Source organism: Microvirga splendida, assembly GCF_016427565.1.
Lineage (GTDB): Bacteria > Pseudomonadota > Alphaproteobacteria > Rhizobiales > Beijerinckiaceae > Microvirga > Microvirga splendida.
In genome coordinates this window covers 45,132-71,456 of the sequence record NZ_JAELXT010000018.1, presented here as the reverse complement: position 1 = coordinate 71,456, position 26,325 = coordinate 45,132, and the positions used below count along the sequence as shown (strand labels likewise).

The following is a 26,325-nucleotide window of genomic DNA, read 5'->3' as shown; positions in this document are numbered from 1 at the left end:
CAAAGCAGCCGATGACGAGGCCATGATCTGCATAGGAGGTATTGATCGGCGTGCTTGGACCAGCCGTCCTCAAGCAGCAACGGTATCTTGTTTTCCTGCCACTCCCGGGGCGGGCGCCATGGGATACGGATGCTGGCTTTCGCGTTGACCACGCAGCAGGTGAGGCTCCGTTCTGACGAGCCGTCCTAAAGCGAGTTCACCATCGAGGCACGGAGACGACACGAAATGGCCGAGGCCCACGCCAAGAACCACGACTACCACATCCTTGAACCGAGCCCGTGGCCGCTCATCGGCGCGGTCAGCGCCTTCCTGCTGACCTCCGGGTTCGTGACCTGGTGGAAAGACATCGCCATCGCCGGGATGGACCTCGGCCCCATCGTGTTCGGCGCGGGCATCATCGGCGTTCTCTACACCATGCTGTCCTGGTGGACCGATGTGGTGAAAGAGGCCAATACCGGCTCGCACACCCGCGTGGTCCAGCTTCACCACCGCTACGGCATGATCATGTTCATCGCCTCCGAGGTGATGTTCTTTGCCGCCTGGTTCTGGGCCTATTTCGACGCCGCCCTCTATGCCGGCGACCCGCAGCTCTACTCGCGCATCGAGTCGCTCGGCGGCGTGTGGCCCCCGAAGGGCATCGAGACCTTCGATCCCTGGCATCTGCCGCTTCTCAACACGCTGATCCTTCTCACCTCCGGCACCACGGTCACCTGGGCGCACCACGCGCTCCTGCACAACGACCGCCAGGGCCTGAAGATGGGCCTGTGGCTCACGGTGATCCTCGGCTTCGTCTTCACCTGCGTGCAAGCCTACGAGTATGCCCACGCGGCCTTCGGGTTCAGCGGCAACATCTACGGCGCCACCTTCTTCATGGCGACGGGTTTCCACGGCGCTCACGTGGTCATCGGCACGATCTTCCTGGCCATCTGCCTGCTGCGCGCCTATCGCGGCGACTTCACGCCCCAGCAGCACCTCGGCTTCGAGTTCGCCGCCTGGTACTGGCACTTCGTCGACGTGGTGTGGCTCTTCCTCTTCGCCGCCATCTATGTGTGGGGCTCCGGCGGACATGGGGCCGGATGACGACGCACACTTTCAAGGAGGCCAAATTTTCGGCTGGAAAGGTGGGAGGCGGTCCAGTTTGAGGGGGTTGCCTGTAGGGAATGCCGATGGAATGGCACCTGGACAGTATCCTCGCGCCGTCAACGTCTGCTGGCGGTCGATGTGGTGCGGGTTCAAAAGCGCTCCCGTCGCCAACTGCCTTTGCTGAGCCCAGCATGGTTGGGAGGAGCCCTGGATCAGGAGCTGCTTCGAGCCATACAGATCCTCAAAGAGGAGCCAGCGCGGCCAACCACAGTCGCGCCGCCCATTCGCCCAAATAAGGCTGGCCGATAGTGAGACTAACTGCGTGACATGCGCGTTCTGAAGGCTTTGAGCCCCGGCCGTGAGATCACATTCTGGAAAATTGAGATCATATTCTGGAAAATTTCCACACGGTCTCTGTTTCGCGTTCCATCGGTGTCGTGCGGTAAACGGAGATGCAGATGAAGGTTATGGTCACTCTTTTTGCGGTAGGAGCCCTCGTGTTGTCAGAAGGGGCTGAGATTGCGTTCGCTCAACCTGTCAATGGTCCTCCAGTGAGGGAGAAGGGTGACCAACTAGCGCCCAAGCTTCCGGGAGACGACAGTGCGCCATCCGGCACCCTGCACCAGCCAACCCTAGACAACGACATGCCGAAGTTACTACCGCGTAGCGATGTCGCAAGAGCAGTCGACGCCTACAAAGCGGCTGCTGCACAACTCAAGAGGAGCCTTGATACCGATCTCAGCGGTGATCCGGATGCTGATTTCAAGCGCCTGCTGATAGCCCAGTACGAGGGAATGATCGCTCTTGCCTCGGTGGCCTTGGATTACGGCACCGACCCCAAAATGCGGGAAGCGGCAGAATATGCGGTCGATATCGCCACGCAAGAACTAGAAACCATAAGAGAGCAACAGCCGAAGCCTTAGCGTGAGCGCTGGCGTACGCCATTCTGCACACCTTCTGGCGCGCAGGCCTTTTGCTCAAGCGTCACCTTGTTAAGGGGGCGCAGCCTTCGACCCGCCGGATGCGTCCTCATCAGCGTTGCTCCTCCACGATCCTCTGATTGGTCTGGCTCCCTCGCGTCTTGTAGGTGACGGCGACCCGCCCGCCAGACGTTCATGTACTGGACCGCCTCGTCTGCAACGCGGCTATCACAGGATATGAGTCTTGGGAGAGCGGTAGGTCCTAAAAGATCCACTTTGCTGGGGAGCGCTCAAGATCAGTAGTATCGCAGGTCGGTCGCCTTGCCCCAGAAGATCCGGTACGCGAAGGCCGAGTAGGCGACGATGATTGGAAGCACCACGAGCGCTCCTACGAACATGATCATGAGCGACTCTGGCGCGGCCGCAGCCTGCCATATCGTCAGCTGATCTGGCACCACATAAGGAAAGAAGCTGTAGGCGAGGCCGTGAAAGCCCAGCATGAAGATGCCGACCGCACCGGCAAAAGGAAGCCAGCAGAATCGGTCAGACCGCGTCGGCAGATGCCGTAGGGCAAGAGCGAGCGCGCAAAAGAGGCCGGCGGTTACGAGTGGGATGGGGGCGAGCAGGACCAAGTTTGGCAGGCTGAACCATTTGTCCCAGATGCGTTCGGACACGAGCGGCGTCACGACCGAGACGGCCACCATACCAATGCCCGACAGGAGAAGGGTGCCGCGGGCCCAAGCCACGGCGCGGCGCTGCAAGTCGCCATCGGTCTTCATGATGAGCCATGAGGCTCCTATGAAGCTGTAGCCGGCTACGAGGCAGAGGGCGGTTAGCAAGGCGAAGGCCACATGGACAGGCGTCCGCTCGAAACCGACGATGTAGAGGCCGAGCATGTAGCCTTGCATAAAGGCGGCGAGGGTTGAACCTGCCATGAAGGCGCGGTCCCACCAGACCTTGTGGCCGACGTTCGATTTCGCCCTGAACTCGAATGCCACGCCCCGCAGAATGAGCCCAAGCAGCAGTCCCGCAACGGGTAGATAAAGCTGGCCGAGGATCGCGCCGTGAGCTTGCGGGAAAGCCACCAGAAGAAGTCCAACGGCGAGCACGAGCCAAGTTTCATTGGCGTCCCAGAACGGACCGATTGAAGCGATCATCCGATCGCGGTGTTCACCTTCAGCGGCGCCGCTGAGGATTCCCACGCCGAGATCGTATCCATCGAGTACAACGTAGAGGAGGATGGCGAGACCCATCAGGGCCGCGAAGGCCACGGGCAGCCAGGTGGCGGGCGAAAAATCCATGATGCTGATCCTTCAGGTGGCGGTTGCGACGGATGCACCTGCGACCGTTGCGCCGCCCTTTCGGACTGGCTCTGCGGGTTCGTGCCCGGCCGGATCCGCGGACTTGCGCGCGAGATAGAAGATCGTCGCGATGTAGGCCGCCAGCAGCGCCGCATAGACAAGGAGATACCCGACCAGGGTGGATGCAATCATCGGCGCTGGTACCGAGGATGCAGCTTGCTTCGTGGTGAGAACACCTGTCACGAGCCAGGGCTGGCGACCGATCTCAGTGACGTACCAGCCGGACAAAGTCGCGATCCAGCCAGCGAAAGTCATGGCGACAAGGACATATGCAACGGGCCGCTGTACGTGACCTTTACGGCGCAACTGCCAGGTGGCGAGCCATGACACAGCGAGCATCAAGAGCCCGATCCCGACCATCACGCGAAAGGCGAAGAACACGGGTGCGACTGGGGGGCGATGCTCGAAATCGTTCAGTCCCCTGATCTCGCCGTTCCAGTCATGGGTGAGATAGAACGACGCGATATTCGGGATCGCGATTTCGAACTGGTTGCTCCGGGTGGCCTCGTCGGGTAACCCGAAGACCACCATAGGGGCACCGTTCCGGGTCTCCCAGATGCCTTCCATGGCGGCGATCTTCGCCGGCTGATGCTCCAGCGTGTTGAGGCCATGCATGTCGCCGACGAAAATCTGCGCCGGGATGAGAGCCGCCGCCAGGAAGACACCGGTACGCAGACCTGCCATCACGCCTGGCGAGCGGTCGCTTCGCAGCCAGCGGAAGGAGGAGATCCCCGCCACGAGGAAGGCCACCGTCAGGCCCGAGGCCAGCAGCATGTGGGCAAGACGGTAGGGCATGGATGGATTGAATACGATGGCCCACCAGTCTGTCGCATGAGCCACCCCATCGCGCATCTCGAACCCTGCGGGCGTCTGCATCCAGGAGTTCAGGACGAGGATCCAGAAGGCGGAGATCGTGGTGCCGACAGCCACGAGGACCGTTGCAGCCGTGTGGACCCGGTTTGAGACCCGGCTCCAGCCGAACAGCATGATGCCAAGGAATGCCGCCTCCAGGAAGAAGGCCGTCAGGATCTCGTAGGCCAGCAGCGGGCCGGCAATGTTGCCGACCGTGTTCATGAAGCCGGGCCAGTTGGTGCCGAACTGGAACGACATGGTGATGCCGGAGACCACGCCGAGCGCGAAGCTCAGGGCGAAGATCTTTACCCAGAACTTGTAGGCCTCCATCCAGGCTGCATCGCCGGTGCAATTGAAGCGCAGCTTGAAGAACAGCAGCACCCAACCGAGAGCAATGGTGATGGTGGGGAAGAGAATGTGGAAGGAGATGTTTGCGGCAAACTGGATGCGCGCGAGGAGAAGGGGATCGCCCATAATGCTCACCTGTCCTTGGCGTCGTCGCGGCGGCTCTTCTTCGATCCTGGAACCACGAAGAGGCGGTCCTTCATCTCCAAGATCTTCTGCACCTTCGAGCCCAGCGTCAGGAGTTGGACAAGCCGCTCGGTGTCGAGACGCTGCACATCGGCGTACCAGCCTGTCAGAAGCTCGAAGAGATCATGCATCTCGCGCATTCGCTCCTGCGCATGGCGCTCCTCGGCGCTGGCGGGCTCCTGCATGAGCACCTCACGCAGGAGCGTCATGGTCGGGTCGATCTCCCGCTTCTTGCGCTCCTCGACCAGGGTGCGGACGATCTGCCAGATGTCATCCGGCGTGGCGAAGTAGTCACGCCGGTCGCCTGGCTTGTGCTGGAGCCGGACGAGGTTCCAGGCCTGCAACTCCTTGAGGCCCATGCTGACGTTGGAGCGGGAGACGCCGAGTCGCTCGACAATGTCCTCGGCGTTCAACGGCTCCTTGGAGAGGAAGAGGAGGGCATAGATCTGCCCGACCGTGCGGTTGATCCCCCAGCGGGAGCCCATCTCGCCGAAATGCAGCACGAAGGTCTGAACGAGGGGCGGAAGGTTCATGGCGATTCCGTAATTTCAGAAATTTCTGAAAACATAGGATCGGGAGGGCTCGATGTCGAGAGAGCGGATAATCAACTTTGCGCGAGAAATCACAACTCGCCGCTTTGGGCATCAGCGATCCCTTTATGACCCACAGTTCACGGGCCTCGATCTTCCCATCAGCGCGTGATGCCGGTCACCGGTCTGGCGCGAGGTTGCTGGGCTTTGAGTTCTGCTGCATACGGACCGCTAGATCTGGCACACCGATGTTCCATAAGGCTGGGGCTCAACGCCCATCGCACGTTGCCCGTCCCTGAACACCGCCGGAATGGAGTGGGCACCGCTAGCGGAGCGTCTTGACCTTCTGCCTGAACTCATGAGCTAGCTCGGGCAGAATCGGTCCTACATGCCTGTACCGGATGATCCCGTCTGGGCCGACCACGTACGTCTCAGGCACACCGTAAACGCCCCAATTGATGGCTGTGCGCCCGTTCTGGTCGACGCCTACGGCAGCGTACGGGTTGCCGAGCATGCCAAGAAAGCGACGGGCGTTGTCCGGATTGTCCTTGTAATTGATTCCCACTACCCTGAGACCTGACTCCTTTGCCAATTCCATCAACACCGGATGCTCTTGACGACAAGGGACGCACCAGGACGCCCAGACGTTCACAACCGTCACCTGTCCCTTCAGGTCTGCCGTGGATAGGCCTGGAACCGGTGTTCCCTCGGCCGTCAGGCCAGACAACGGGGCAAGACTGAATTCTGGAACAGGGCGGCCGATCAGCGCCGACGGCAGCTTCGAAGGATCGCCGGATGCGAGCCTAAGCAGAAAAACCAGTGCCAGGATCGAGAAGATGAGGATAGGCAAGAGCAAGAGAAGGCGCCCCCGCGGCTTGCCGGAACCGGCGCCAAAAGCCTGAGGTGACTCATTTCCGAGCCCATATGGGTCCGTCATCGATGCTCCTGCCCTTATCCCAGTTGAGTGCTCTCCAGGTTTTATATCATCCAGCGGATTCGCCACCGATGCGCCGCTTACAGACGCTTCGGCACGATCGAGGACGTTACCGGCACATCAAAACCCTGCCCTTCCGGATCCGGGCCGGCCTTCGGGGTATCTAGGCCATAGATGTCGTCACGGAAGTGGGCTGTACCGTCCGGCATAGCATAACCGGTAAGATAGACCCAGGCGACAGGGACAGGCTTCTCAAGCCGGATGTCCTGACGTGCTGTTGTACCGATGGCGGCATCGATGCTGGCTTGGGTCCACGACCCGTTTGGTGCAGCGGTACCCCGGAGCAACCATTCGACGAAATCACGGACGTTGGCCACGCGCACGCATCCGGATGAAAAAAAGCGAGCGTCTTGCGCGAACAGCCGCTTCGAGGGCGTGTCATGCAGGAACACCGCCTCCTTGTTTGGCATGTCGATGCGGATCTGACCAAGCGAGTTCATGAGGCCAGGATCCTGCCGTAAGGTGTAGTTGACGGCATTGTTGGTCGTCCAATCCAGCGTCCGTGGATCAACTTCCTGTCCCTTTGCATCCAGGATCCGGATTTTCATCTTTGCGAGATAATCTGGGTCCTTGCGCACTTGCGGGATGATGTCCTTCTTGATCAAGGACACCGGAACCGTCCATGTTGGGTTGAGATTGACGGCTGTGATGCGGGTTTCCACCACAGGAGAAGGGCGATCAGGTTTGCCGACCACGGCCACGTAGCGGCGCGCGACTTGTCCGCTCTCGACTGCCTCAACAGTCGCAGAGGGAATGTTGACGACGACATGGCGTTCTCCGAACGGGAAGCGTGACCCCATCAGCCGCTGGGTCGAAGCAACCAACTGTCGGTGACGCGTGAGAGCTGGCACGTTCAAGGCCTCCAGGGTTTTAAGGCGCACGGCGCCGGACTCCGGAAGTCCGTGGCGCATCTGGAAGCGTTTGACGGCCTTCATCACCTCAGCGTCAAAGGTGCTGCCTGTGCCCTGATCCGCCGGAAGATCACCTTCGCGCGCAAGGCGTTGCCGCAGGGTCACAACGAGGGGCCCTTTGTCTCCCATCTTCAACTCGGCGCCAGATGGCAAGGTCGGCCAACCCCCCTCGTCGGCGAGACGCTTGTAGAACCCAGCGGCTCGCATCGTGTTGATGAAGGTATCCTGAGCAAAGGTGGGACGGGGGTCCTGAGAAATAGTTGCTGTGAGCAGAGGCGGCTGTGGCTTCGACGGAGCCTGGGATACGGGTGCAGTTGGAGCAGGCACGGGCTCCGTGGAACTACCGGCTTCATTCGCAGGATCAATCCTAGAGGCAACCGTCTGTCGGGAGGTTGACCTGATGACTTGTACTGAGGGGTGCTGTAGCGCTGAGGCTTTTCTGGCGGGTTCAGCCTTTTCCCGAGCAATCGGGTCTGCAATCGCTTGGTCAGAAGCAATGCAAAGGGCAAGCGCAAGTCCAATGTTGAAGTAAGTACGCATGAGGTCACCATTCATAGACCAAGTATGCGGGGGTATAGTTTACAAATTGCTGATCTTGACCTCAGGATGAGCCGTGTCGGCGGAAGCGGCGGGCAGGTTGGTCAGGCCTTCCCGAATGTAGGGTTTGTAATATCGATTCTATGCCGCACCGTCTTCGCAGGGAACTCGCCCCGGGCGGCATCAGGGTAGATCACGGGCGGTGATACTAGCTCGAGGATGCGTAGCCTAGCCCGATGCGAAGCTTCGTCCTCCGAGCGGCACAGTCGGCGAAATCCGAGAGCGAAGTGGACAGGTGTTATAACCCGGTCATGCCAGCGCGACCCTTGCCAGCACCGTTTGGATGTCCAGCGGGCGCATGCTCCAGCCTCCGTCACTATTCTGATGGCTTTCGAGCCTCTTCGAGAATTTGCCTCAATTGATTGGCGCAATCCCACATTACATCAGCCTTCTCGATCCTATGCCTGTGGCGGAGGTCAGCAGCAAGTTGCCACGCCTCCAGCCCGAGTTCGGCAACAAGCTCGCGGAACAGGATTCCGAGAGTCTCGCGATCGTGCTCAATCATTCCATCGATCATACTTTGGCTCGCGCGTATTTTGTTTCGGAAGCTTAGGCACTGTCCCGCCAATGTGGCGTCAATGGCGTGCCAACCATCGTGATCCTCCAGATATGGTGGGAGCTCTGGCACCGTTGTACGACCGTTGACCACCTCCTGCCCCGACAGATGCCGTGCATGCGCATCGTCACTGACCGCTTCCGCGCACTTAGCAGCATAAGCTTCCAAGAGCTCTGCAAGCCGCAGAGCCATGTATGTTGAAAACGCGCGTTGTCGACGGTGGTCACGGAGAAATAGCAGCAGGCCGCCGACGATCGTCGCGCCGAGGCCCGCGCCAAGAGCGCTCTTCCCGACCAATCCCCAGTTCCAGTGCACTATGGTCTGCCACCAGGTCATTTGCATGTTATTCAGATCTTCACTTTGTCATCGGAGGCTGAACATGGGCCTCAATGGCTTACGGCGTGCCACGGGTCAGCGGATCCCCTCGAAGAGACGGTTCCAGCGGATCTTCTGCGGCCATTCCCAGGGCCGCCAGAGGGATGCGGTCTCGTCGATCGAGAAGAAGATCATTTCGGCGCGGCCCACGAGATTCTCGAAGGGCACCTGCCCGACGCTCGCCTCGTCGCGGGAATCGGTGGAGTTGTCCCGGTTGTCCCCCATCATGAGAAAGTGGCCGGGTTGCACCGTATAGACATTGGTGTTGTCCCAGTAGCCGCGGTCGCCGTCGCGCTCGATCACGTTGTAGGTGACGCCGCCAGGCAGGGTCTCGCGGAACTGGGGAACGCTGATGGTGCGGCCGTACAGGTCGGTGGTCTTGTAATCCTCTACGCGCTCGCGCTGAACCGGCTGGCCGTTGATGTGCAGTACGCCGCTGATCACCTGGATCTTGTCGCCCGGAAGCCCGATCACACGCTTGATGAAATCCGTCGAATTATCTCGTGGCAGCTTGAACACGGCAATCTCGCCGCGCTTGGGCTCCGATCCGAAGATGCGGCCGGAGAAGATGCCCGGGCTGAAGGGAATCGAGTGCTTGGAATAGCCATAGGAATACTTCGAGACGAACAGGTAGTCGCCGATCAGCAGGGTCGGGATGAGAGAGCCCGATGGAATGTTGAAGGGCTGGAACAGCACGGTGCGCACGACAACCGCGATCAGAAGGGCCTGGATGATGACCTTGATCGTTTCCCGGAGGCTGCCTTCTTCATTTTTCATGGTGCTACCCACGTATTTGCCGGTTTTGTTGTTCATGCCCGTGGATCTCTGTCGGTCGCATTGCTTCCTCGTTGAATGCAAATGCAACAATTCCGGCCCGCGTGAGAGGAGGGTAGAGTTCCCCCGCATGCAACACCGGAATTAGGAACTTGCACGGAGTCCAACTGAGAGGGTGCCAGAAACGTGATCAAGCTGTGCATCCGAGGTTCAAATGGCATTTTGTTCGAAGAGGCGGCTCGTGGTCGCCGTCATGATCTGCGCGCCTTTGAAGGTGAAATGCCCAGTTCCGTTCGCTGGCGAGCGCTCAGACTTCGATGCCTGCGACATTCCAGGCAGCGCTCGGTTTTGATGCCTTGCCGCCCGCTCGGCACGCAGCCGATGCGGCATGCTGGGCAGAGCATGTCGGAATATGGTCGTCCTGAGCTAGCGGTCATCTTAGAGCCCTATCCTCTGCGCGTTAGCAGCGAATAGTCTGAAGATAGAAGCTCTAGCCACTTGAGGTTCAAGAGCAGATTCTAGGTAAAATCGACACAGGCATCGGGCAGAATTGGAGGCTGTCCGAGGGTGCTGTCTACTTGCTGGCTTTACCACCCGCGGGCTTGGCTAGCGGATTGAACGCGTTTGACTGCTTCCTTCCTTGGAAACATGAAAGAAAGTCAGTGTAATAACGCCCCCGACGAAAGCGAGCAAAACACCCAAAATGATAAGGTTTTTGCGTCGCCGTACCCGCAGGAACTCCTCCGACGGTATGGTGCCGTTCCGAGATGGTGATTCAGTTTGTCGGTTATGATTTACCAAAGTCTGCTTGCTCTACTACGTCAGCACGGTGGGTTGCTATTGGCCATTGCGCGCTGACACTCTGTCGGTTTTCTAGTTCAGTAGAACGATAATTCAATCTCCGGCACAACCTGGATTGTAGAAGATTGATGTGCGCCGACACCAGAATATCCCCTGGCGAGGAGCTCGCCAGGGGATATGAGCCTGACGAACCGCTTTTGACCCAAGTTGGTCTGCTCGCTGGAAGACCGGGTCGATGATCCCACGTGATAGGCACTTGCAACGACCCCGCAGTACAAACAGGACCAGGCCCGAACGGAGAACCAGCCTCGTAACCAGTTGCGCTATGGAACAATATTGGAGAGGAAAGTGCAGGTGCCCTGGCTTTGGATGCGGATTGTGACCAGTGTGCACTCGGTACAAGGTTCCAGTCTGCCACTCGTCCTACGCGTGGTTTCAAACCCGAGGAATCCGTTCTCCTATGGCTCTTCCCCTCATGTTCTCTTCCCCCTTGCTCCTCAGTGCCATTGCCATCGAGGGTTATGCCGTTCTCGCGGTGGAACTCCTCGCCATCCGTCAGCTCACCCCTTACGTGGGTAACGCCACCGATACGGTTGCCATCGTCATCGCTGCGGTTCTGCTCCCCCTGGCCCTGGGTTACGAGGCCGGCGGCCGGGCCAGTTTCGCTCCAGGCGATGAGGCCGGCGTGCGCCGGCAGCTCATCCGGAACCTGCTGATCGCCGCTCTCATCCTCAGCTTCGGGTTGTCCCATCCGTTTCTGGCTGCATTCTTCCAGATCCTTGACAGCCTCGGTCTGACGCACCGCCTTGTCCAGGCTGCCGTGCACACCTCCCTGTTCCTGGTCTATCCAGTGTACCTCCTAGGCCAGACCATCCCGCTGGTCGCGTATTGCTCCACCGGCGCCAGCCTGCCCCGCTCCACGGGGCTGATGCTCTTCCTGTCCACCCTTGGGTCGTTTCTGGGCTCGGTGGTGTCGACCCTCGTGCTCATGACCTTCTTCGGCGTCCACATCACGGTGGCCCTGACCCTCGGGCTTCTTGTGGCGCTCGCCACCCTCATCGGCTGGCGCATGGAGGACCGCAACAGGCTGGCTCTCACCGCCGGCGTGCTTGGTCTTTTCATCATCGGCGTCAACAGCCCCGCCGCCGTGAAGGCTTACGGCATCGTCAGCAACAATCTCTACAGCGAGGTGCGGATCGTCACGAACCTCGCCGAGGACAGCCGTCTCCTGGTCATCAACAACAGCCCGTCTTCCAAGATCGCAGCTCATCCCGAGCACCGCTTCGCCTACCTGAAGTTCATCGAGAAGGAAGTCCTCAGGAGGCTCGACACGGATCGGCCCCGCCGCATCCTGGTGGTCGGGGCCGGAGGGTTCACCATCGGCCTGGAGGATCGCTTCCATGCCTATACCTATGTGGATATCGATCCCGCCCTGCGGCAGGTGAGCGAGGAGCACTTCCTGCGCCAGCCCCTGTCCTCGAACAAGACCTTCGTGCCAGAATCCGCCCGCGCCTTCCTGCGCCGCAACACCCAAACCTATGATGTTGTCGTGCTCGATGCCTTCACGAACCGCATCAGCCTGCCGCCGGACCTGATCACCCGTGAGGCGTTCGCCGCCGTCAGGCAGGCGGTAGCGCCGGGCGGTCAGGTGGTCATGAACATCATCACCTCACCGAACTTCTCCGACCGCTTCAGCCGCAGCATCGATGCAACGATCCGCAGCGTGTTCCCCTTTGTCTCTCGCCAGATCCTGCCCGAGACCCGCACCGGCAGCGTTGCCAGCGTGCTCTACCTTGCGGGCCAGCCCGGGAACGAACCACACGACATCTATACGGACGACCAGAACCGCTCGTTCCTGGACTATTGATCTATAGGGCTATGATACCGGGATCACCATGGGCGCCTGTGCAATCTGGTGAAAGCCGCGAGGTTGTCTTCAAGAAGACGACGACCCAGCCCCTCGGGGAGTTGCCGAGGACACCCTCGTCCTAAGGGTGAAGGAGACTGTCACCTTGCGGATCGGCAGCGACGTTCTCAGCCTTATTCAGGAGGATGGCCCAGTCTGGCAGTGCCCCATCAACGCGGCTCTCCGGAAGGCAGCGGGCAAGTCCGACGCCTGACGCCTCTCCAAGGGGCCGAGATCCCGGAGCGCTGCGACTATCAGAGGCTGGTGAGCAATTTTATTGCTCACTTCAAGTGTTTGATTCAGAATGGATTTCATAAAGATCGGTGAGGTGGATGCGGGCGATTTGACGGTCGAGGAGCCCTGCTATGAACACCTGTCTCTATGCCAGCGACCTCAATGATGCCGAATGGGCATTGCTTGCGCCTCTTGTCCCCCGCAGCCATCCGGCCGGGCGGCGGCAGACCTATCCGCTCCGGCGCATCGTCGATGCGATCTTCTATCTGCTGCGCACCGGGGCGCAATGGCGGCTGCTGCCGCACGAGTATCCGCCGCGTTACGCCGTCTTCTACCATTATGCCCAGTGGCGTGACGATGGCACCTGGGAGCACATCACTCAGGCGCTGCGCGAGAGCTATCGCTGCAGGATCGGCCGCAATCCTCAACCGAGTGCGGCAATCATCGACAGTCAATCGGTCAAGACCTCCGAGATGGGTGGGCCACGCGGCTATGATGGCGGCAAGAAGATCAAGGGCCGCAAGCGTCATCTTCTGGTGGATACGCAAGGCAATCTGCTGAAGAACAGCGTGCAGCCCGCCGACCTCCACGATCGCGCCGGAGCCGAACTCCTGCTGGAGGGTCTGCAGCATCTCTTCCCCGCCATCGAGCTGCTGTGGGCCGACACGGCTTATCGTGGTTTGCGGGACTGGCTCCAGAAGGCCCTGGGCTGGAGGCTGTCGATCCCGCAACACTGGTGGAGCGTCGGCGTCTGGATGCGGGCTGACGCAGAGCCGCCGACGCGTCCGAGCGGCTTTCAGGTGCTCGCACGCCGATGGGTGGTGGAGCGAACACTGGCATGGTTGACCACCAACCGGCGGCTGGCGAAGGACTATGAACGTCTGGTCGCGACCGGCGAGATGCTGCTCTATCTCGCCATGAGCCGCATCCTGCTGCGGCGCCTCACACGAAAAGAAAGATAATTGCTCACCAGCCTCTCAGATCCGCCTGTCGAGCTTGCATTTGGCGTCCATGATCTCTTCTGCATTGGTGAGATCATGCGGGGTGTCGTGAGGAACGGCTCACGGCCACTCTATCCTTGGACAGGGCAACTGCTGAAGGATTCTGCCGGGGAGCAAGAAGCCTGCTCTGTTAGAGATCGAACAGGACTTCCTGATCTTGGAGCAACTGTCCATCTGACTTGGAAAACCGCAGGTCAAGGCCAGGCGGCGGGAAAGCGACGCCTTCTGAGAGCAGTTATTTGCCGCACGGCACCTCTGAAACCCGATCCCATCGTTATGAGTTCGGTCTGCAGCCACTGACATAACAGCCGAGCAACGGCGACGGAGAATTGCTTATGGGGGCAGATGAAACCCGGCGGCAGAGCCGGACGGGGAGTCAAGGCACGCCACACCTACCCCGGTACGTTATCGAGCATATTGGACAGGTTCTGCGAAATCGCACCCGAGAGGAGCTTCTTATTCCTGTTCCCAGTGAAATGCTCGCCCTGCTCGCGATTGAACAGAACACGGCTTTGACTTCGTCGAAACGGAAGTCGTGAACCTGAGAGGTGTCCGACAAGGAGCCCGGAAGCAGTACATCTGTCCATTGGCCCAGGCGGATCATCAATCCGCTAGCGGCTGATGCGGGACCTAGCGCAAGTGGTAGCTTACGATCATCACCTTGGCGAGAACGAGTTTATTAAGTTTGAATGGATCGACGCTGAGGCGCTCTGCCCACTCCTTTAGGGCTGACGCGTAGAGCTGCCCGAGGAAGCGTGAGGGATCATGCTCCGGTTCTTCAGGATCACGAGTTCACTCAAGGCCTGCCTCAACAGCTTTCGGTCTACCATCCTGAACGCCTCTCAAGACCAGCCTGAGCCTTCCGCCAGAAGGGCGAACTGGCAAGAGGTTCAAAAGGCTGGTCACTTAACCTGGCCGGAGCGTGGTCTCATCCGCGTGGCAACCCGCGCTGGTATTTCTAAACTGTCCAAGATCCGCAGGCACGGCTCAAGCCGCCCCTGTTCTATTCGCCACTGGATCCGTCGAGGGCCCAACCGCTCAAGCCGCTGCGAGGATTTCGTCGGCTGGTCCGAAGAACTCGTAGTGGATGCGAATTGACCGGACCCCAGCGAGGGCTAATCCGCCCACGAACGCCTGCAGGAACGGCCGCGGGCCGCACAGGTAGTAGCCCGCCTCGTCCAGCGGCGTGTTGGCCCGCAGCCAGTCCATCGAGATCAGACCCTCATGATCGTAGTCCTCTCCTTGGCGGTCCTCTGGGCGCGGCTCGACATAGAAGGTCGTGACCCGGATGTTGGGATGGGTCTCGACCAGGGAGCGGACGCGGTCCTTCATGGCATGGGTGGAGCCGTTGAGCGTGCCGTGCACGTAATGAACAGATTTGTTCGGGTACCGGGCCGCAATGGTCTCCAGCATGCTCATCATCGGGGTCAGGCCGACGCCGCCGCTCAGGAGCACCACAGGACGCGGCGACTCCTCATTGAGGAAGAACTCGCCTGCGGGTGGCGCCACCTTCAGGATCGTGCCGACGTTGGTGTGATCGTGCAGCCAGGATGACGCGATGCCCTGCGGCTCCCGCTTCACCGAGATGCGGTAGGTCTCGCCGTTCGGCGCGCTGGAGATGCTGTAGTTGCGCTTAAGCGGATGCTGCCCGGGGACGTCAATCCAGAAGGTCAGGTACTGGCCCGGTTGGTGGCGCAGGACCGGCTTGCCATCCTCCGGCCGCAGCACGAAGGATGTGATGATCTCGCTCTCAGGGCTCTTGCCTTCGATCCGGAAATTGCGCCAGCCGTTCCAGCCGCCGGGGGCAGTCGCCAGACTGGTGTAGATCGCCTTCTCGCGTCCGATCAGCACATGGGCCAGGAACCAGTAGGCCTCGCCCCAGGCAGCCAGGATCTCGTCGGTGGCGGCGTCACCGAGCACATCCTTGATCGCGCCGAGCAGCGCCTCGGCCACGTGCGGGTAGTGCTCGGGCAGGATGTTCAGGCCCACGTGCTTCTGGGCGATTCGCTCGACGGCTGGCGCGAGGGCGCCGAGATTGTCGATGTTCTGAGCATAGGCGAGCACGGCGCTTGCCAGCGCCTTGGGCTGGGACCCAGTCTCGCCGTGATGGGATTGGTTGAAGAGGTCGCGGATTTCCGCGTTCCGGAACATGCGCTCGTACATGCGTTTCGTGATCGTCAAGCCATGCTCCTGGAGGGCTGGAACCGTGGCCTTCACAAGATGAATGGTCGTGTCGCTGAGCGAGGTAGACATAGGATCATCCTTCACTGCGTCGTGGGCGGACGGGAGGATTGCGGAAGCACAGTGCATCGGTGGACCCAATCCACATCATGATCCCGTCCCAGAGGATGAACGATATGTACCCTCTCACAGAATAACCGGGAATCCAGGTCATATCCTTAAGGGGAGTTCCTGAGCTCCATTGGCCGCAGCAGGCCATGATATAGGCGAGCTCATTCGTAAAATCAGGAATGCAGCCCTGCCGCAATACACCGCATATACCATGTCCAATCCGCCTACGACGAGCGGAGCAAACAATCAAGTCCCTGCCCTTCGCTAAGGTCGGCTTCGGCCAGGCATCTTCCATAAGCAAATCCCGGCGACACCCGAAGCATCGGGCCACCTGGATGGATATGTCACAGAAGGGTAAAAGCTGGCGGGCCAGCGAATTCTCTGTGAGCGCACTGGAATTTGTACCCAGGACCTTCTGATTAAAAGCCAGATGTCAAAAGAGCGATCATCAGTGGACTTGAATCAGATACACGAAACCCTGCCGAACCTGTTCATGTGCTCCCACGGCTCAGAACCGCCTTACCTAACGCGGCAAGCCCTTCCGTACACGCCGCTAGACGCTCCACGCTCAGCCAGCGCTGCCAGTCCGGCATGATGCTCCAGGCAGGATCGCTCAGGTGCGCCTGCGGCAGCCGGTAGTGAAACACCGGCCTGGATGCGATCTTCTCATGCGGCAGAATAGAGCGCACCCGCTCCTCATTAAAGTGCGCCAGCAGTGGCAGAAGATCCAGCGCCCGCTTCCGGGTCGGGTTCGCCTCAAGATAGTCTTCGGTCAACTCCGGCAGGCGCGGCCAGTAGGCGGGATCAAGCACGCGGTGCTTGTAGGCCTGCGGGTAGTCCGGCGGAAGGACGAGGGCACCACGAAAGCTCCCGCGTGCAACCTCCTGCCGCAGCCGGTCGCCGACCAGGAGAAAAGCTTTCAGAAAGGCCATCACAGTTGCCGCATCAAGACGCGGTGGATCGATGTTGAAGTGGAGGCCCAGCGAGTCCCAGAGCACGGCCCCGCGGCCATGCGCTCCCGCTGCCCGCAAGCTGGCTACGACGATGCCCATCTGCGAGAGCCGGGCGATGGGCAAGGGGGCGGTGATGAGCTCGCGCGGGACGAACGGTGCGGCCACTGTGCCGAGCCATGTCGCCAAACGGCGGTTCAGCCTCAGGCCGAGCTCCGGATGGCGGTCAGGGTGGACGTGCCGCAGGTCGGTTTCGATCAGCAGGTCGCCCAGACCGGTGCCGGCGACCCTGAAAGCGTGCGGATCTTCAGCCTCACAGGTTCCGCCAAGATCATTGGCAACAGCCTCAGCGGCAGCCCGGGCTGTTGGGCCAAGGAACTCGATCTCAACTCCGACCCGCCGGAGCGAGCCGTCCGCGGCCATCAGAATGGGTGGGTTGAGCGCGTCGGCTGTGATGGCAATGTCGTTCATCATCGCCTGACATGGGGACGATGGGGCCTGACCTCAATGAACGAGCCTGCGGCTCCTGCAAACCCTGCGGACGGCTGGTGCAGATAAAGATGAGGCCATGCCGGAACACATTATTTCTCGCCTCATATACCTCATGAGTATGATACAAAATATCATTAAGGTCCTGTAAGGCTTGCGACAGCCGCTCTGGATCAACAACTTAAACGAGTGTCGGCTTCCAAAGGACCTACCGTGATGTCCGTTCCGTTGCTGGCTTCTGCTAGACCATCCGCACGCGAGTGCACCTATAACCTGTTCCGGAACAGGCAGCGGCCTGAACTTCTCTGTGCTGTGCCGGAACACTGGCCTGTGCCCAGGTTCCTCGACTTAGAAGACTGGACGTTTGAGCGGCCTCTTCATGATGCCGACACGGCCCCAGCAGGCTTTGAGGATCGGGCTGCGTCTATTGGCGTGCGGTTCAACGGCTTTTACCTGTTCCAGGTTACAGCGTGGCAGGGGAATATGGCTTCTGGAGCATTTGTTCGCTGTGTCACACGGTGGTCTGATGGATCGTGTCGAGCAACGTCATCAGATCGAATTGCGAGATGAACTCCCGGCGAAGTTGCTCGACGCTGAGCAACCGCCTTTGCTGAAAGCACAGGATGAGCGCTTCCGGACCGGGGAAGAACCCTCGATGACCAGACGAAGAGAATCAGGCTGTGACCCACAAGGCTGGTCTATCAGCCTGCTAGAGCATCGGATCCAGAAGCGGGCTCCTGCTTGTAGCATCCAACGATGCTCCATTTCTTGAAGATCGAATCGTTGGATCCGAACCGAAGGTTCGCGTCAGCGAAAAACCGGGTCCACTTTTCCGCTCGATGCGCCACGGCGGACCTCGTCCGGGGCACAAAGCTAAGCTCCTCACGCAGAAGTGTATCCCCAAGAGCGCACCTCAGAATTACATGGCTTCCAGCAGCTGTTCGGAAGCCGAAGAGAGTTCGGGCGTGCCGATTTGCCATACAACGGCCTCGATGTTCCCTGTTTTCAATACTGTTCTTTAATCCTATCCCGGCACTTATCGCTGGGAGAGGGAGTAGGCCGGGCGTCCGTCCGCCGCTCCCGCAGTCGACCACACTTAACCGGGAAGAGCCTGCACTCATGTTGTCTCGCCGTACCCTCCTGACTGGATCGCTCGCACTCGTCTTCACGCCGGCCACCGGAGCCTTGGCCCAGCAGTTTGCCCAGAGCCAGGCCGAGTGGTCGCAGAACTATGAAGCGGTGTCCCGCACCCGCGTGCAGCGGACCTCCACGCCCATGCTGTCTCAGGAGGCGCTGGCCGCCACCGAGCAGATGATCGAGTACTACCGCAACATCGCCGCCCGCGGCGGTTGGCAGCCGGTCCAGGGCGTCCAGGGGCTGCGCGTCGGCTCCAAGAGCCCGGCCGTCATGGCCCTGCGCCAGCGTCTCATCATCACCGGCGACCTCGATCAGGCCGCCGGCGAATCGTCGATCTACGATTCCTACGTCGAGGCCGCCGTCCGCCGCTTCCAGGCCCGCCACGGCATCAGCTCCACGGGCACCATCACGGGTCCGACCGTGACGGCCATGAACGTGCCGGTCGACGTCCGCATTCGCCAGCTCGAGATCAACGTCTCTCGCTTGCGCAGCCTCGTCGGCGCCGGGCTTCCCAACAAGTACGTGGTCGCCAACATCCCCGCCGCTCTCGTGGAGACGGTGGAGGGCGGCGTCGTTCATACCCGCCACGCGGCCGGCGTCGGCAAAATCGACCGTCAGTCGCCCATCATCAATGTTAAGATCACGGAAGTGAACTTCAACCCGTTCTGGACGGTTCCAGCTTCGATCATTCGGAAAGACCTGATACCGAAGATGCAGAAGGAACCTAACTATCTGACGGAGAACAAGATCCGAATTATCAACGGACAGGGTCAGGAGATTAGACCTGAGCAGATTAACTGGAACTCAAATGAAGCCACCCGGTATATGTTCAAGCAAGATCCCGGCGGTGAGATCAACTCGATGGGCTTCGTGCGCATTAACATGCCGAATAAGGATGGAGTCTATATGCATGACACACCGTCCAAAGGCATCTTCGGCGACGATTTCCGCTTCGTGTCGTCGGGCTGCATCCGCGTACAGAATGTGCGCGACTATATCGAGTGGCTGCTGAAAGACACCCCCGGCTGGACCCGCGAGCAGATCGACGCCACCTTCAAGTCCGGCGACCGCATCGATGCTAGACTCGTGCAGGCGATCAATGTCTACTGGGTCTATGTCACCGCCTGGGCGACCCCGGACGGCCTCGTGCAGTTCCGCGACGACATCTACAACAAGGACGGCCTCGGCAACGCCATCCCGGTGGCGAGCCGCACCCCGACCGAGCCGGACCAGGAGATGTTCCTGCAAAACTAGAGGGAAGCCGGTATATTGAGCAGTGTCTCGATCTGCTCTCGCTCCTGCTCAAATTGGGATGCGCGCACTTCTGGATTGCGGAGGGGCTGACCGACATAACAGAACCGGACGGCAGTAGCTGCCTCACCTTGACGCAACGTGCGGTTCGAAGGATCGGCCACGGCATCTATTCGGCCGGAGCAGGCACCATCCTCGCCTGCACTGGCGCTCCGATGCGGAAGCGCCGGTCACTCAGTGATAAGGTGCCGCCCGCAGCCATAACAATCGCGCCAAGCCAGATGAGCAGGATCAGAGGCTTGTAGTAAAGCCGGATGGCAATCGCACCATCCGCCTGCACATCCCCAAAACTGATGTAGATTTGGCTGAGCCCGATGGTGAGAATGCCGGCTTCCGTCGTCGGCATGCCTCGGGCTGGATAGACGCGCTTCATTGTCTCAACAGTGCCAATGGCCCGGTCGGCCCGAACAACTGTCAGCCGTGCCACATCCTCGCGATAGTTGGGGCCTGTCCTCGGCTGAACACTCTCCAGACGCGCCTGATATGACCCTACTCTGACCTGCTCACCCGGGCGAATCGTCGCTATATTCTCGACGCTCCAGGCTGACGCGGCGATGCCAATCACGGTTAGACCAACGCCGGCATGAGCCATCACCATACCCCAGGCCGAGCGCGGCAGGCCAGCCGCCTTGCGCAACGTAATGCTGAACGGCTGACCGCGTCGCCAGGATCGCGTCACGATCTCATTGAGGGAACCTAGGATCAGAAACACGCCGAGACCAACGCCGAGCGGCGCTGCAACGGGCCCTTCGACCGTGAGGGCAAGGAGAACGAAAGTGGCAAGCAGGGCGAGGCCGAATACCAAGAAGAGGCGCTGGGTCGTGCCAAGGAGGTCGCCCCGTTTCCAGGCTAGGGTCTGGCCGAGGGGCAGAAGCAGGAGAAGCGGAATTACAAGCGGCACAAAGGTTAAATTGAAGAAGGGCGCTCCGACCGAAATCTTTTCCCCGGTCAGTGACTCCAAGGCCAGCGGGTAGAGCGTGCCGATAAAGACGGTTGCGCAGGCAGTCGCCAGGAAGAGATTGTTCATCACGAGCGCCCCCTCCCGCGACACCGGCGCGAACAGACCACCCTGCCGCAGGAGCGGTGCACGCCACGCGAACAGGGTCAGCGAACCGCCGATAAAGACGATGAGAATGGCCAGAATAAAGACGCCACGGGCCGGATCAACGGCGAAGGAGTGCACCGACGTCAGGATGCCGGATCGGACCAAAAACGTTCCGAGCAGCGATAACGAGAATGTGAGAATGGCGAGCAGGATTGTCCACACCTTGAGTGCATCCCGGCGCTCCATGACCACGGTGGAATGCAGGAGGGCTGTGCCGGCGAGCCAAGGCATGAAGGATGCGTTCTCCACCGGATCCCAGAACCACCAGCCACCCCAGCCCAGTTCGTAGTAGGCCCAGTACGAGCCCATAGCGATGCCCAGTGTCAGGAAGATCCAGGCCCCGAGAGTCCAGGGGCGCACGATTCTCGCCCAGACCGCATCAATGCGCCCGCCGATCAGGGCTGCCACGGCGAAGGCGAAGGAGATCGAGAAGCCCACATAGCCGAGGTAGAGGAGTGGCGGATGAATCGCGAGCCCGAAATCCTGCAGCAGCGGGTTCAGATCCTGCCCCTCGAGCGGAGCGGGAGTGACCCGCGTGAAGGGGTTTGAGACGATGAGCAGGTAGAGCAGAAACGCCAGGGTGATCGATGCTTGAACTGCAAGCGTGTTGGCCCGAAGCCGCTGCGGCACTGCATCCTTTGCCATTGCAAGAATGGCCCCGAACAAGGTCAGGATCAGAACCCAGAGGAGCATCGAGCCCTCGTGGTTTCCCCACACACCCGAGATTTTGTAGATCATCGGCTTGGTCGAGTGGGAGTTTGCGACCACGTTCAGAACCGAGAAGTCGGAGGTCACATAAGCGGCTGTCAGCGCCAGAAAGGCAAAGGCAACACAGCCCGCCACCGCCAGGGCGGTGGCCGGCGCGACCCCCATCAAGGCAGGATCGTTGACCCGCGCACCCCAGAGCGGCACGATGAGCTGGATCAAAGATAAGCTCAGAGCCAACGCAAGGGCATAATGTCCGGCCTCAATGAGCATTGGTCATCTCCACTCTCTGATCAGCGTTTGGGCCCGGCCTGATTGCTCGTTGACGCCCGGCTGGGTTCTGCAATCCCGTAGTTAGGGGCACTCGATCGTCGCTCTTCAAGCCTACTCGCAGATCAGGAAATCGGGAAGGCCATCATTGATCCACTTTTGACCAGTCCTCGGTTGAATGGTGACAAACCAGCGGGGGCGCACGCCGTGTCGCTCTTACGATGCTCCGTGTCTGAGACGGGAAGCAATAGCACCAGCCCCCGGCAACCCGTTGCAGCGGGCCGAATGCTGCAATCAACCAAGGCAGGTCAATGTTGGACGGAGATGTGATCTCAGTCAGAATGGAGGGTGTTCGGGGCTTTGCCCTATCGAGCATAGGCAAGACCAGCGTGAGCCTTACACTCCAGGTCGTTCTTGGGGTGTTGTACGGACTGGGGTTTGCATCCCTCTCCTGGTAGCCAGTGGCGCTGATCGCTTTGACCTGCCATCTCATCGCCCTTCGACACCTGAGAGGTCTGATTGCGAATAGTCTTGGTGGATGGCTGTTCGGTGTCGGTTTCTTCATAATGTCGCTGCACTGGATCCAGAAAAGCTTTGCTTTCGGCCCGGCGGCCTTGCAAGGTCTGGGCTGGATCGCCATCGTCAGCCTGAGCTTGGCCTGTTTAACGGGCTCTTTGCGCTGCTGGCCCACCCGCACGTGTTTCGAGGATGGCTACAGCCTGCGGTGCTGGCGGCACTCTGCTCCGGCGGACACAGCGCCGGGTGACGACGCATAGCACCTGATTCCAAGGAATTGCGGCTGTGAGAGGATCACTGGTTTTGCCCAGGTCTATGCCTGCCGGCGAATCCTCTAACACCAATCATGGGAGGCAGTTAGCTTTGCGGGAAGATTTCCAGCGAGACAACGCCTATAAGAGATTTCCTTGCCTGAGTCCTATTCATGCCAAGCGGCTTGGATGGAGATCGCCGCTCCGTTCTAGGAGGGAACGTGCTAAGGCGCTGAGATGCGCATCAACTCGTTTCAAGTCGCGCACGACATCGAGCTGGAAGGCACTGACGTCATTAGGCACCTGGCCGGACCGCAGCTCTCCGAGATGCCGTTCAGAAAGCGTACGCTCAATCTCACGGAACTGGTCTTTTTCGGCCACGAGCCGACGGGCGGAACGAACGTCCTGTATCATCAGAACGGATCCAGCCAGATCGAGGTGCTCGAGGAGCATTTCATGCATCTGAGCGATATCCATGAGGGCTTCCTCCGGAAGGCATAGATGATGCTTGATCCGCTTGGCAGCCAGTTCCATGAGGTTATTGTCGATAATGTCGCCGATATGCTCGAGATTAATTACGAACACAAGGATATCGGACAGCCGCCGTGCTTGTTCCTCGCCGAGGGCCGCAGGCTCGATTGCACCTAAATAGCGATAGATTGCGCCGTAGAGACTATCGACCACGTTGTCCATTTTCCTAACCGACATGACACAAGTGAGATCGCCGTCACGAAAGAGGTCTTGTGACGTTCGCAACATGCTCCTGACTACATCCGCCAGGCGGATCGCCTCCTGCGTTGCATTCGACAAGGCCATTGACGGAATATTGAGGTCATCCACATCAAGGTGCTGCGGAACATCTGGCGCTGGTGCTCTGGGACGGTCCGGAAACATTTTCCGAAGAAGTACCGCAAGCCATGGCAATAACTGAATAAAGATCATGGCCAAAAGGATGTTGAAGAGCATATGGAAATTCGCCGCTATCCGAGCCGGTTGTGACCCTAGGTCAGTCAATGCCAATGCGATCGCGTCGATGAACGGGAGGGCTAGAGCGCAGCCAATAAGGTTGACTACCAAGTTCCCCGCTGAAACGCGAAGCCTGACAGAGCCCCGGCTTTTCCCCTCAATAAGAGAGTGTAGAGCCGCTCCGATATGGGCCCCCAGTACCATCGCCAAGGTAGAACCACTGGTGATAACTCCAGCAGTGGCGAGCGACATGATCAAGAGCATGGCAGTCACGCTGGAATGGACCGCCCATCCAAGCACCCCAGCTATTGCGATAAGCAGTGCCTGATCTGACGAGGCAAGCATGTCCTTCAAGACCACCGGTATCCCGGGTAGCCGCAGGGTGCCGGCCAACAGAGTCAAAGAGAGAAAAATAAGGCCGAGCCCGATAGCAGCTTGGCCGAGGTCCCGCACACGGCTCGACGTTCCCCTTCGACCAGCAATGAAGCCGCCGAGAATCAGGATCGGGAATGTCGAGGAAATATCCAGCGACACGATCTGGACGGCCAATGTTGCACCCACGTTAGCACCGAGCAACGCTGCAAGGGCCAGAACGAGGTCGATCACTCCGGTTGCGGAGAAGGAGGTCAGCATGAGGACGGTTGCGGTGCTGCTTGGGAGGAGAAAGCCCACGGCTGCGCCAGAGGCGAAGGCTTGGAGCCGGGTTTTCAGTCCGATTCCCAAGATCCAGCGCAGATCGCTGCCGAGCGCGCGCAGCATACCGGTCTTGGCCATGTCGACCCCCCAGAAGAGAAGCGCAACCTCTCCGATAAGACGGATCAAGGTGACAAAGGAGGGCATTTGTGCTCCGGTCGGACAAAGAGACCCGGCAGCCTTCAATCAAGACTCGTTCAAGATCCGTTGATTAATATTGCCGGCTAATAGATCGGTTCTTTAGCGATCGGCCGATGGTTTGTCGAGCCAGCGATAAGCTTGAGAGAGGCTTGGATGCTAGGTTGCAGAAGTCTTCTGCCAAAGATCTGAGTCCGCGTGGCTGCTTGAGGAGAGGATGCGGGAAACCTATATCGCGGGACCCATTCGCCTGATTGATCGGTTCTGATAAGGTCGTCTAATCGCGGGGCACTTTGCAAACCTTCTCTCAACAACTCACCCGCTCGGGTTCATGGTTTGAGCCGAGAGAGCCTTGCGGACAGTCCCGATCGCAGCCGGTCCTTTGGCACGCCATGTGAGCGTCTGCCGAGACAGGGGGACGTGTTTTGAAGGTGCTTGAGGGAGGTGCGGAGCGAAGGTTAAGGGATCGCATCAGGTTGAGTTTGGCTGGCAGCCATCGACGTTGCAACTTCCGAGCCTGTCTGGACGAAGATTCACCGAGTCGTTGATCCTTTACCGGGAATGGGGCGTTGCGCAGCGCCAAAGCACATTTTGGCAGCCTCATCGATCCGGTTTCGCTGATCCGGTGTGAGTTGCGGCTGCTCGACAAGGCTCCACAGCCCTGCCCTCTTCAGTTCGCGAGCCGAGCAGTCGCAGGCGGACTGACATGTTGCACTACTCTCTCCAGTGCCGACACAGCTGGTGCGACAAGCCTGAAGGAATGATGCATCCACGGTAGTGGAGTCTGGAGGCCAAATCCATACCACAGGATAAAGTATTCCGAGCAGGATTGGCTGGTGCGCCAGATAAATGACGAGGCTCTGCCGTCCGGCCGTGAGGAGAAACCGCAGAAAGGCAGCTTGGGGCTGCCAGCGCAGTTTCGTTGCCACTCTGGATGAGAGCAGACCTCGGCCGATGACGATCCCCAAAAGCACCAGCCCAAACCAGGGGAAGAGAGGCTCGAAATCATTGGAGGGCGTTGGCGCGGTGCCGAGACCGATCCAGGCAAGCCAGCGCTCGTTGAAAGTCGGCGAGCGGAAAAGGACTGGAACTGTGAAGACCAGGGCCGCACCTGCCATGACTACCCATGTCGGAGCGCGCAGGAAGGGTAGCGCCAAGACGCTGAACAGCGCTATTGCGTGGAGGATGCCGAAGTAGATGAAGGTCTGAGGAAAGGTCAGAAGCGTTGCGGCCGTGATGGCTACCGCAGCGGCAGCGAGAATGCCGATGCGCCTCCAAAAGGCTCCCCATCGGATACCCTGGTGATGGGCCAGCACGAGACTGACGCCGACCAGGCCTACGAAACTCCCGGCCAGCACCCGGGCGAAGGCGATCCAGGCCGGATCGCGGCCGACGTCTACGCCCACAATGCCCAGAAAGCTGAGATCCCACGCGAGGTGGTAAAATACCACACCAATGATCGCGAGCCCGCGGACTAGATCGACAAGTACGAGGCGTTGTCCGACCTTGCCCCTGAATTGACCATCCCCGTTTAAGCGCACATGTTTCTCCCACCTTTGCGCCCATTGCCATCCTCTATGGCTGGCAATGGGCTGCTTGGACTTGCTTAGACAAAGGTACTGCTGGCGAATCCATTATGCACCAATCGGGAGCTTCACAAGCTTGATGAATGCGGATTGACGGGTTTGCGCGGGCGATGTGCCGCCGAGACAGGCGCAGATCCGGATGAGGTTCATGGCCGCCACGATCAACACGTGTTTCAAGTGCGTCTTTGTCAATCCGGTGGAGCGGGAGCGCTGCGAGTGCAGGGCCCAGGCTCCCGCCGAGATTGTGACTTCGATGCCGGCGCGCTGCTGGTTCTCGCTTGCGAAGGTGGGCTGCGCCTCACGCCTCTCTTCCAACTGGCTACAAGTTGGTCGGTCACGACATTACCGGCGTCGACAAGATGGATGTCGGGTAGCAGCCCCCTGGCTTCGAGCGCCGCATGGATGTCATCGAGAGCCTCATGATCAACGACAGGCGCCAGCGAGGTCTCCACATGCGTGATCGGGTGCAGCCCGGGCTCGTCGCAAGTTT

Annotated in this window: 19 protein-coding genes; 6 read left to right on the top strand and 13 right to left on the bottom strand. The window is 59.8% G+C overall.

The features are described from left to right. The first annotated feature begins 225 nt into the window (after positions 1-225). Complete coding sequence (locus JAO75_RS16290; protein ID WP_199050187.1) at positions 226-1,080, top strand: cytochrome c oxidase subunit 3; 855 nt, start codon at positions 226-228, stop codon at positions 1,078-1,080. A 461-nt stretch (positions 1,081-1,541) separates the two neighbouring features. Next, entirely contained in the window at positions 1,542-2,006 is a 465-nt protein-coding gene (locus tag JAO75_RS16285; RefSeq protein WP_199050186.1) for a hypothetical protein, read from the top strand. Between the two features lie 293 nt (positions 2,007-2,299). Here the strand turns inward: JAO75_RS16285 and JAO75_RS16280 are convergent, their stop codons facing one another. The 7 genes from JAO75_RS16280 to lepB all read right to left on the bottom strand — a co-directional run bounded on the left by JAO75_RS16280 (position 2,300) and on the right by lepB (position 9,523). Next, a complete protein-coding gene (locus JAO75_RS16280) occupies positions 2,300-3,304 on the bottom strand; it encodes a cytochrome d ubiquinol oxidase subunit II (protein WP_199050185.1) in 1,005 nt (334 codons plus the stop codon). Between the two features lie 12 nt (positions 3,305-3,316). Further along, the gene (locus tag JAO75_RS16275; protein WP_199050184.1) at positions 3,317-4,690 is read right to left on the bottom strand and encodes a cytochrome ubiquinol oxidase subunit I; all 1,374 of its coding nucleotides are present in this window, start codon (positions 4,688-4,690) and stop codon (positions 3,317-3,319) included. Between the two features lie 5 nt (positions 4,691-4,695). After that, a complete protein-coding gene (locus JAO75_RS16270) occupies positions 4,696-5,280 on the bottom strand; it encodes a GbsR/MarR family transcriptional regulator (RefSeq protein WP_199050183.1) in 585 nt (194 codons plus the stop codon). A gap of 322 nt (positions 5,281-5,602) precedes the next feature. Continuing rightward, entirely contained in the window at positions 5,603-6,214 is a 612-nt protein-coding gene (locus JAO75_RS16265) for a DsbE family thiol:disulfide interchange protein (RefSeq protein WP_199050182.1), read from the bottom strand. 77 nt (positions 6,215-6,291) lie between these two features. Then, positions 6,292-7,389, bottom strand: a complete 1,098-nt coding sequence (locus JAO75_RS16260; protein WP_246742554.1) for a L,D-transpeptidase family protein — start codon at positions 7,387-7,389, stop codon at positions 6,292-6,294. 706 nt (positions 7,390-8,095) lie between these two features. Further along, positions 8,096-8,677 (bottom strand): hypothetical protein, encoded by a 582-nt coding sequence (locus tag JAO75_RS16255; protein WP_199050180.1) that lies wholly within the window; start codon positions 8,675-8,677, stop codon positions 8,096-8,098. A 69-nt stretch (positions 8,678-8,746) separates the two neighbouring features. Further along, the gene (lepB, locus tag JAO75_RS16250; RefSeq protein ID WP_199050179.1) at positions 8,747-9,523 is read right to left on the bottom strand and encodes a signal peptidase I; all 777 of its coding nucleotides are present in this window, start codon (positions 9,521-9,523) and stop codon (positions 8,747-8,749) included. Positions 9,524-10,745: 1,222 nt separating this feature from the next. On the opposite strand from lepB, the gene JAO75_RS16245 reads away from it, so the two are divergent. The 3 genes from JAO75_RS16245 to JAO75_RS16235 all read left to right on the top strand — a co-directional run bounded on the left by JAO75_RS16245 (position 10,746) and on the right by JAO75_RS16235 (position 13,387). After that, positions 10,746-12,152, top strand: a complete 1,407-nt coding sequence (locus JAO75_RS16245) for a fused MFS/spermidine synthase (RefSeq protein WP_199050178.1) — start codon at positions 10,746-10,748, stop codon at positions 12,150-12,152. Positions 12,153-12,279: 127 nt separating this feature from the next. Next, a complete protein-coding gene (locus JAO75_RS25385; RefSeq protein ID WP_199050177.1) occupies positions 12,280-12,405 on the top strand; it encodes a BrnA antitoxin family protein in 126 nt (41 codons plus the stop codon). Between the two features lie 151 nt (positions 12,406-12,556). Next, positions 12,557-13,387, top strand: a complete 831-nt coding sequence (locus JAO75_RS16235; protein ID WP_199050176.1) for an IS5 family transposase — start codon at positions 12,557-12,559, stop codon at positions 13,385-13,387. 1,077 nt (positions 13,388-14,464) lie between these two features. Here JAO75_RS16235 and hmpA read toward each other — a convergent pair. Beyond that, the gene (gene hmpA / locus JAO75_RS16230) at positions 14,465-15,679 is read right to left on the bottom strand and encodes an NO-inducible flavohemoprotein (RefSeq protein ID WP_199050175.1); all 1,215 of its coding nucleotides are present in this window, start codon (positions 15,677-15,679) and stop codon (positions 14,465-14,467) included. A 530-nt stretch (positions 15,680-16,209) separates the two neighbouring features. Then, positions 16,210-17,139 carry an amidoligase family protein gene (locus JAO75_RS16225; RefSeq protein WP_246742553.1) on the bottom strand — a complete coding sequence of 310 codons (930 nt, stop codon included), beginning with the start codon at positions 17,137-17,139 and terminating at the stop codon, positions 16,210-16,212. A gap of 1,137 nt (positions 17,140-18,276) precedes the next feature. On the opposite strand from JAO75_RS16225, the gene JAO75_RS16220 reads away from it, so the two are divergent. Beyond that, on the top strand, positions 18,277-19,548 hold the full coding sequence (locus JAO75_RS16220) for a L,D-transpeptidase family protein (protein ID WP_199050174.1): 1,272 nt from the start codon (positions 18,277-18,279) through the stop codon (positions 19,546-19,548). A 166-nt stretch (positions 19,549-19,714) separates the two neighbouring features. Here JAO75_RS16220 and JAO75_RS16215 read toward each other — a convergent pair whose 3' ends face one another. From JAO75_RS16215 to JAO75_RS24915, 4 genes are all read right to left on the bottom strand, one after another. Continuing rightward, complete coding sequence (locus JAO75_RS16215) at positions 19,715-21,688, bottom strand: heme lyase CcmF/NrfE family subunit (RefSeq protein WP_199050173.1); 1,974 nt, start codon at positions 21,686-21,688, stop codon at positions 19,715-19,717. 935 nt (positions 21,689-22,623) lie between these two features. Beyond that, positions 22,624-24,258, bottom strand: a complete 1,635-nt coding sequence (locus tag JAO75_RS16210; protein WP_199050172.1) for a Na/Pi cotransporter family protein — start codon at positions 24,256-24,258, stop codon at positions 22,624-22,626. A gap of 524 nt (positions 24,259-24,782) precedes the next feature. Further along, positions 24,783-25,790, bottom strand: coding sequence for a heparan-alpha-glucosaminide N-acetyltransferase domain-containing protein (locus JAO75_RS16205; protein WP_199050171.1), 1,008 nt, complete (start codon positions 25,788-25,790; stop codon positions 24,783-24,785). A 93-nt stretch (positions 25,791-25,883) separates the two neighbouring features. Beyond that, positions 25,884-26,150 (bottom strand): transposase, encoded by a 267-nt coding sequence (locus JAO75_RS24915; protein ID WP_246742552.1) that lies wholly within the window; start codon positions 26,148-26,150, stop codon positions 25,884-25,886. Positions 26,151-26,325: the final 175 nt, after the last annotated feature.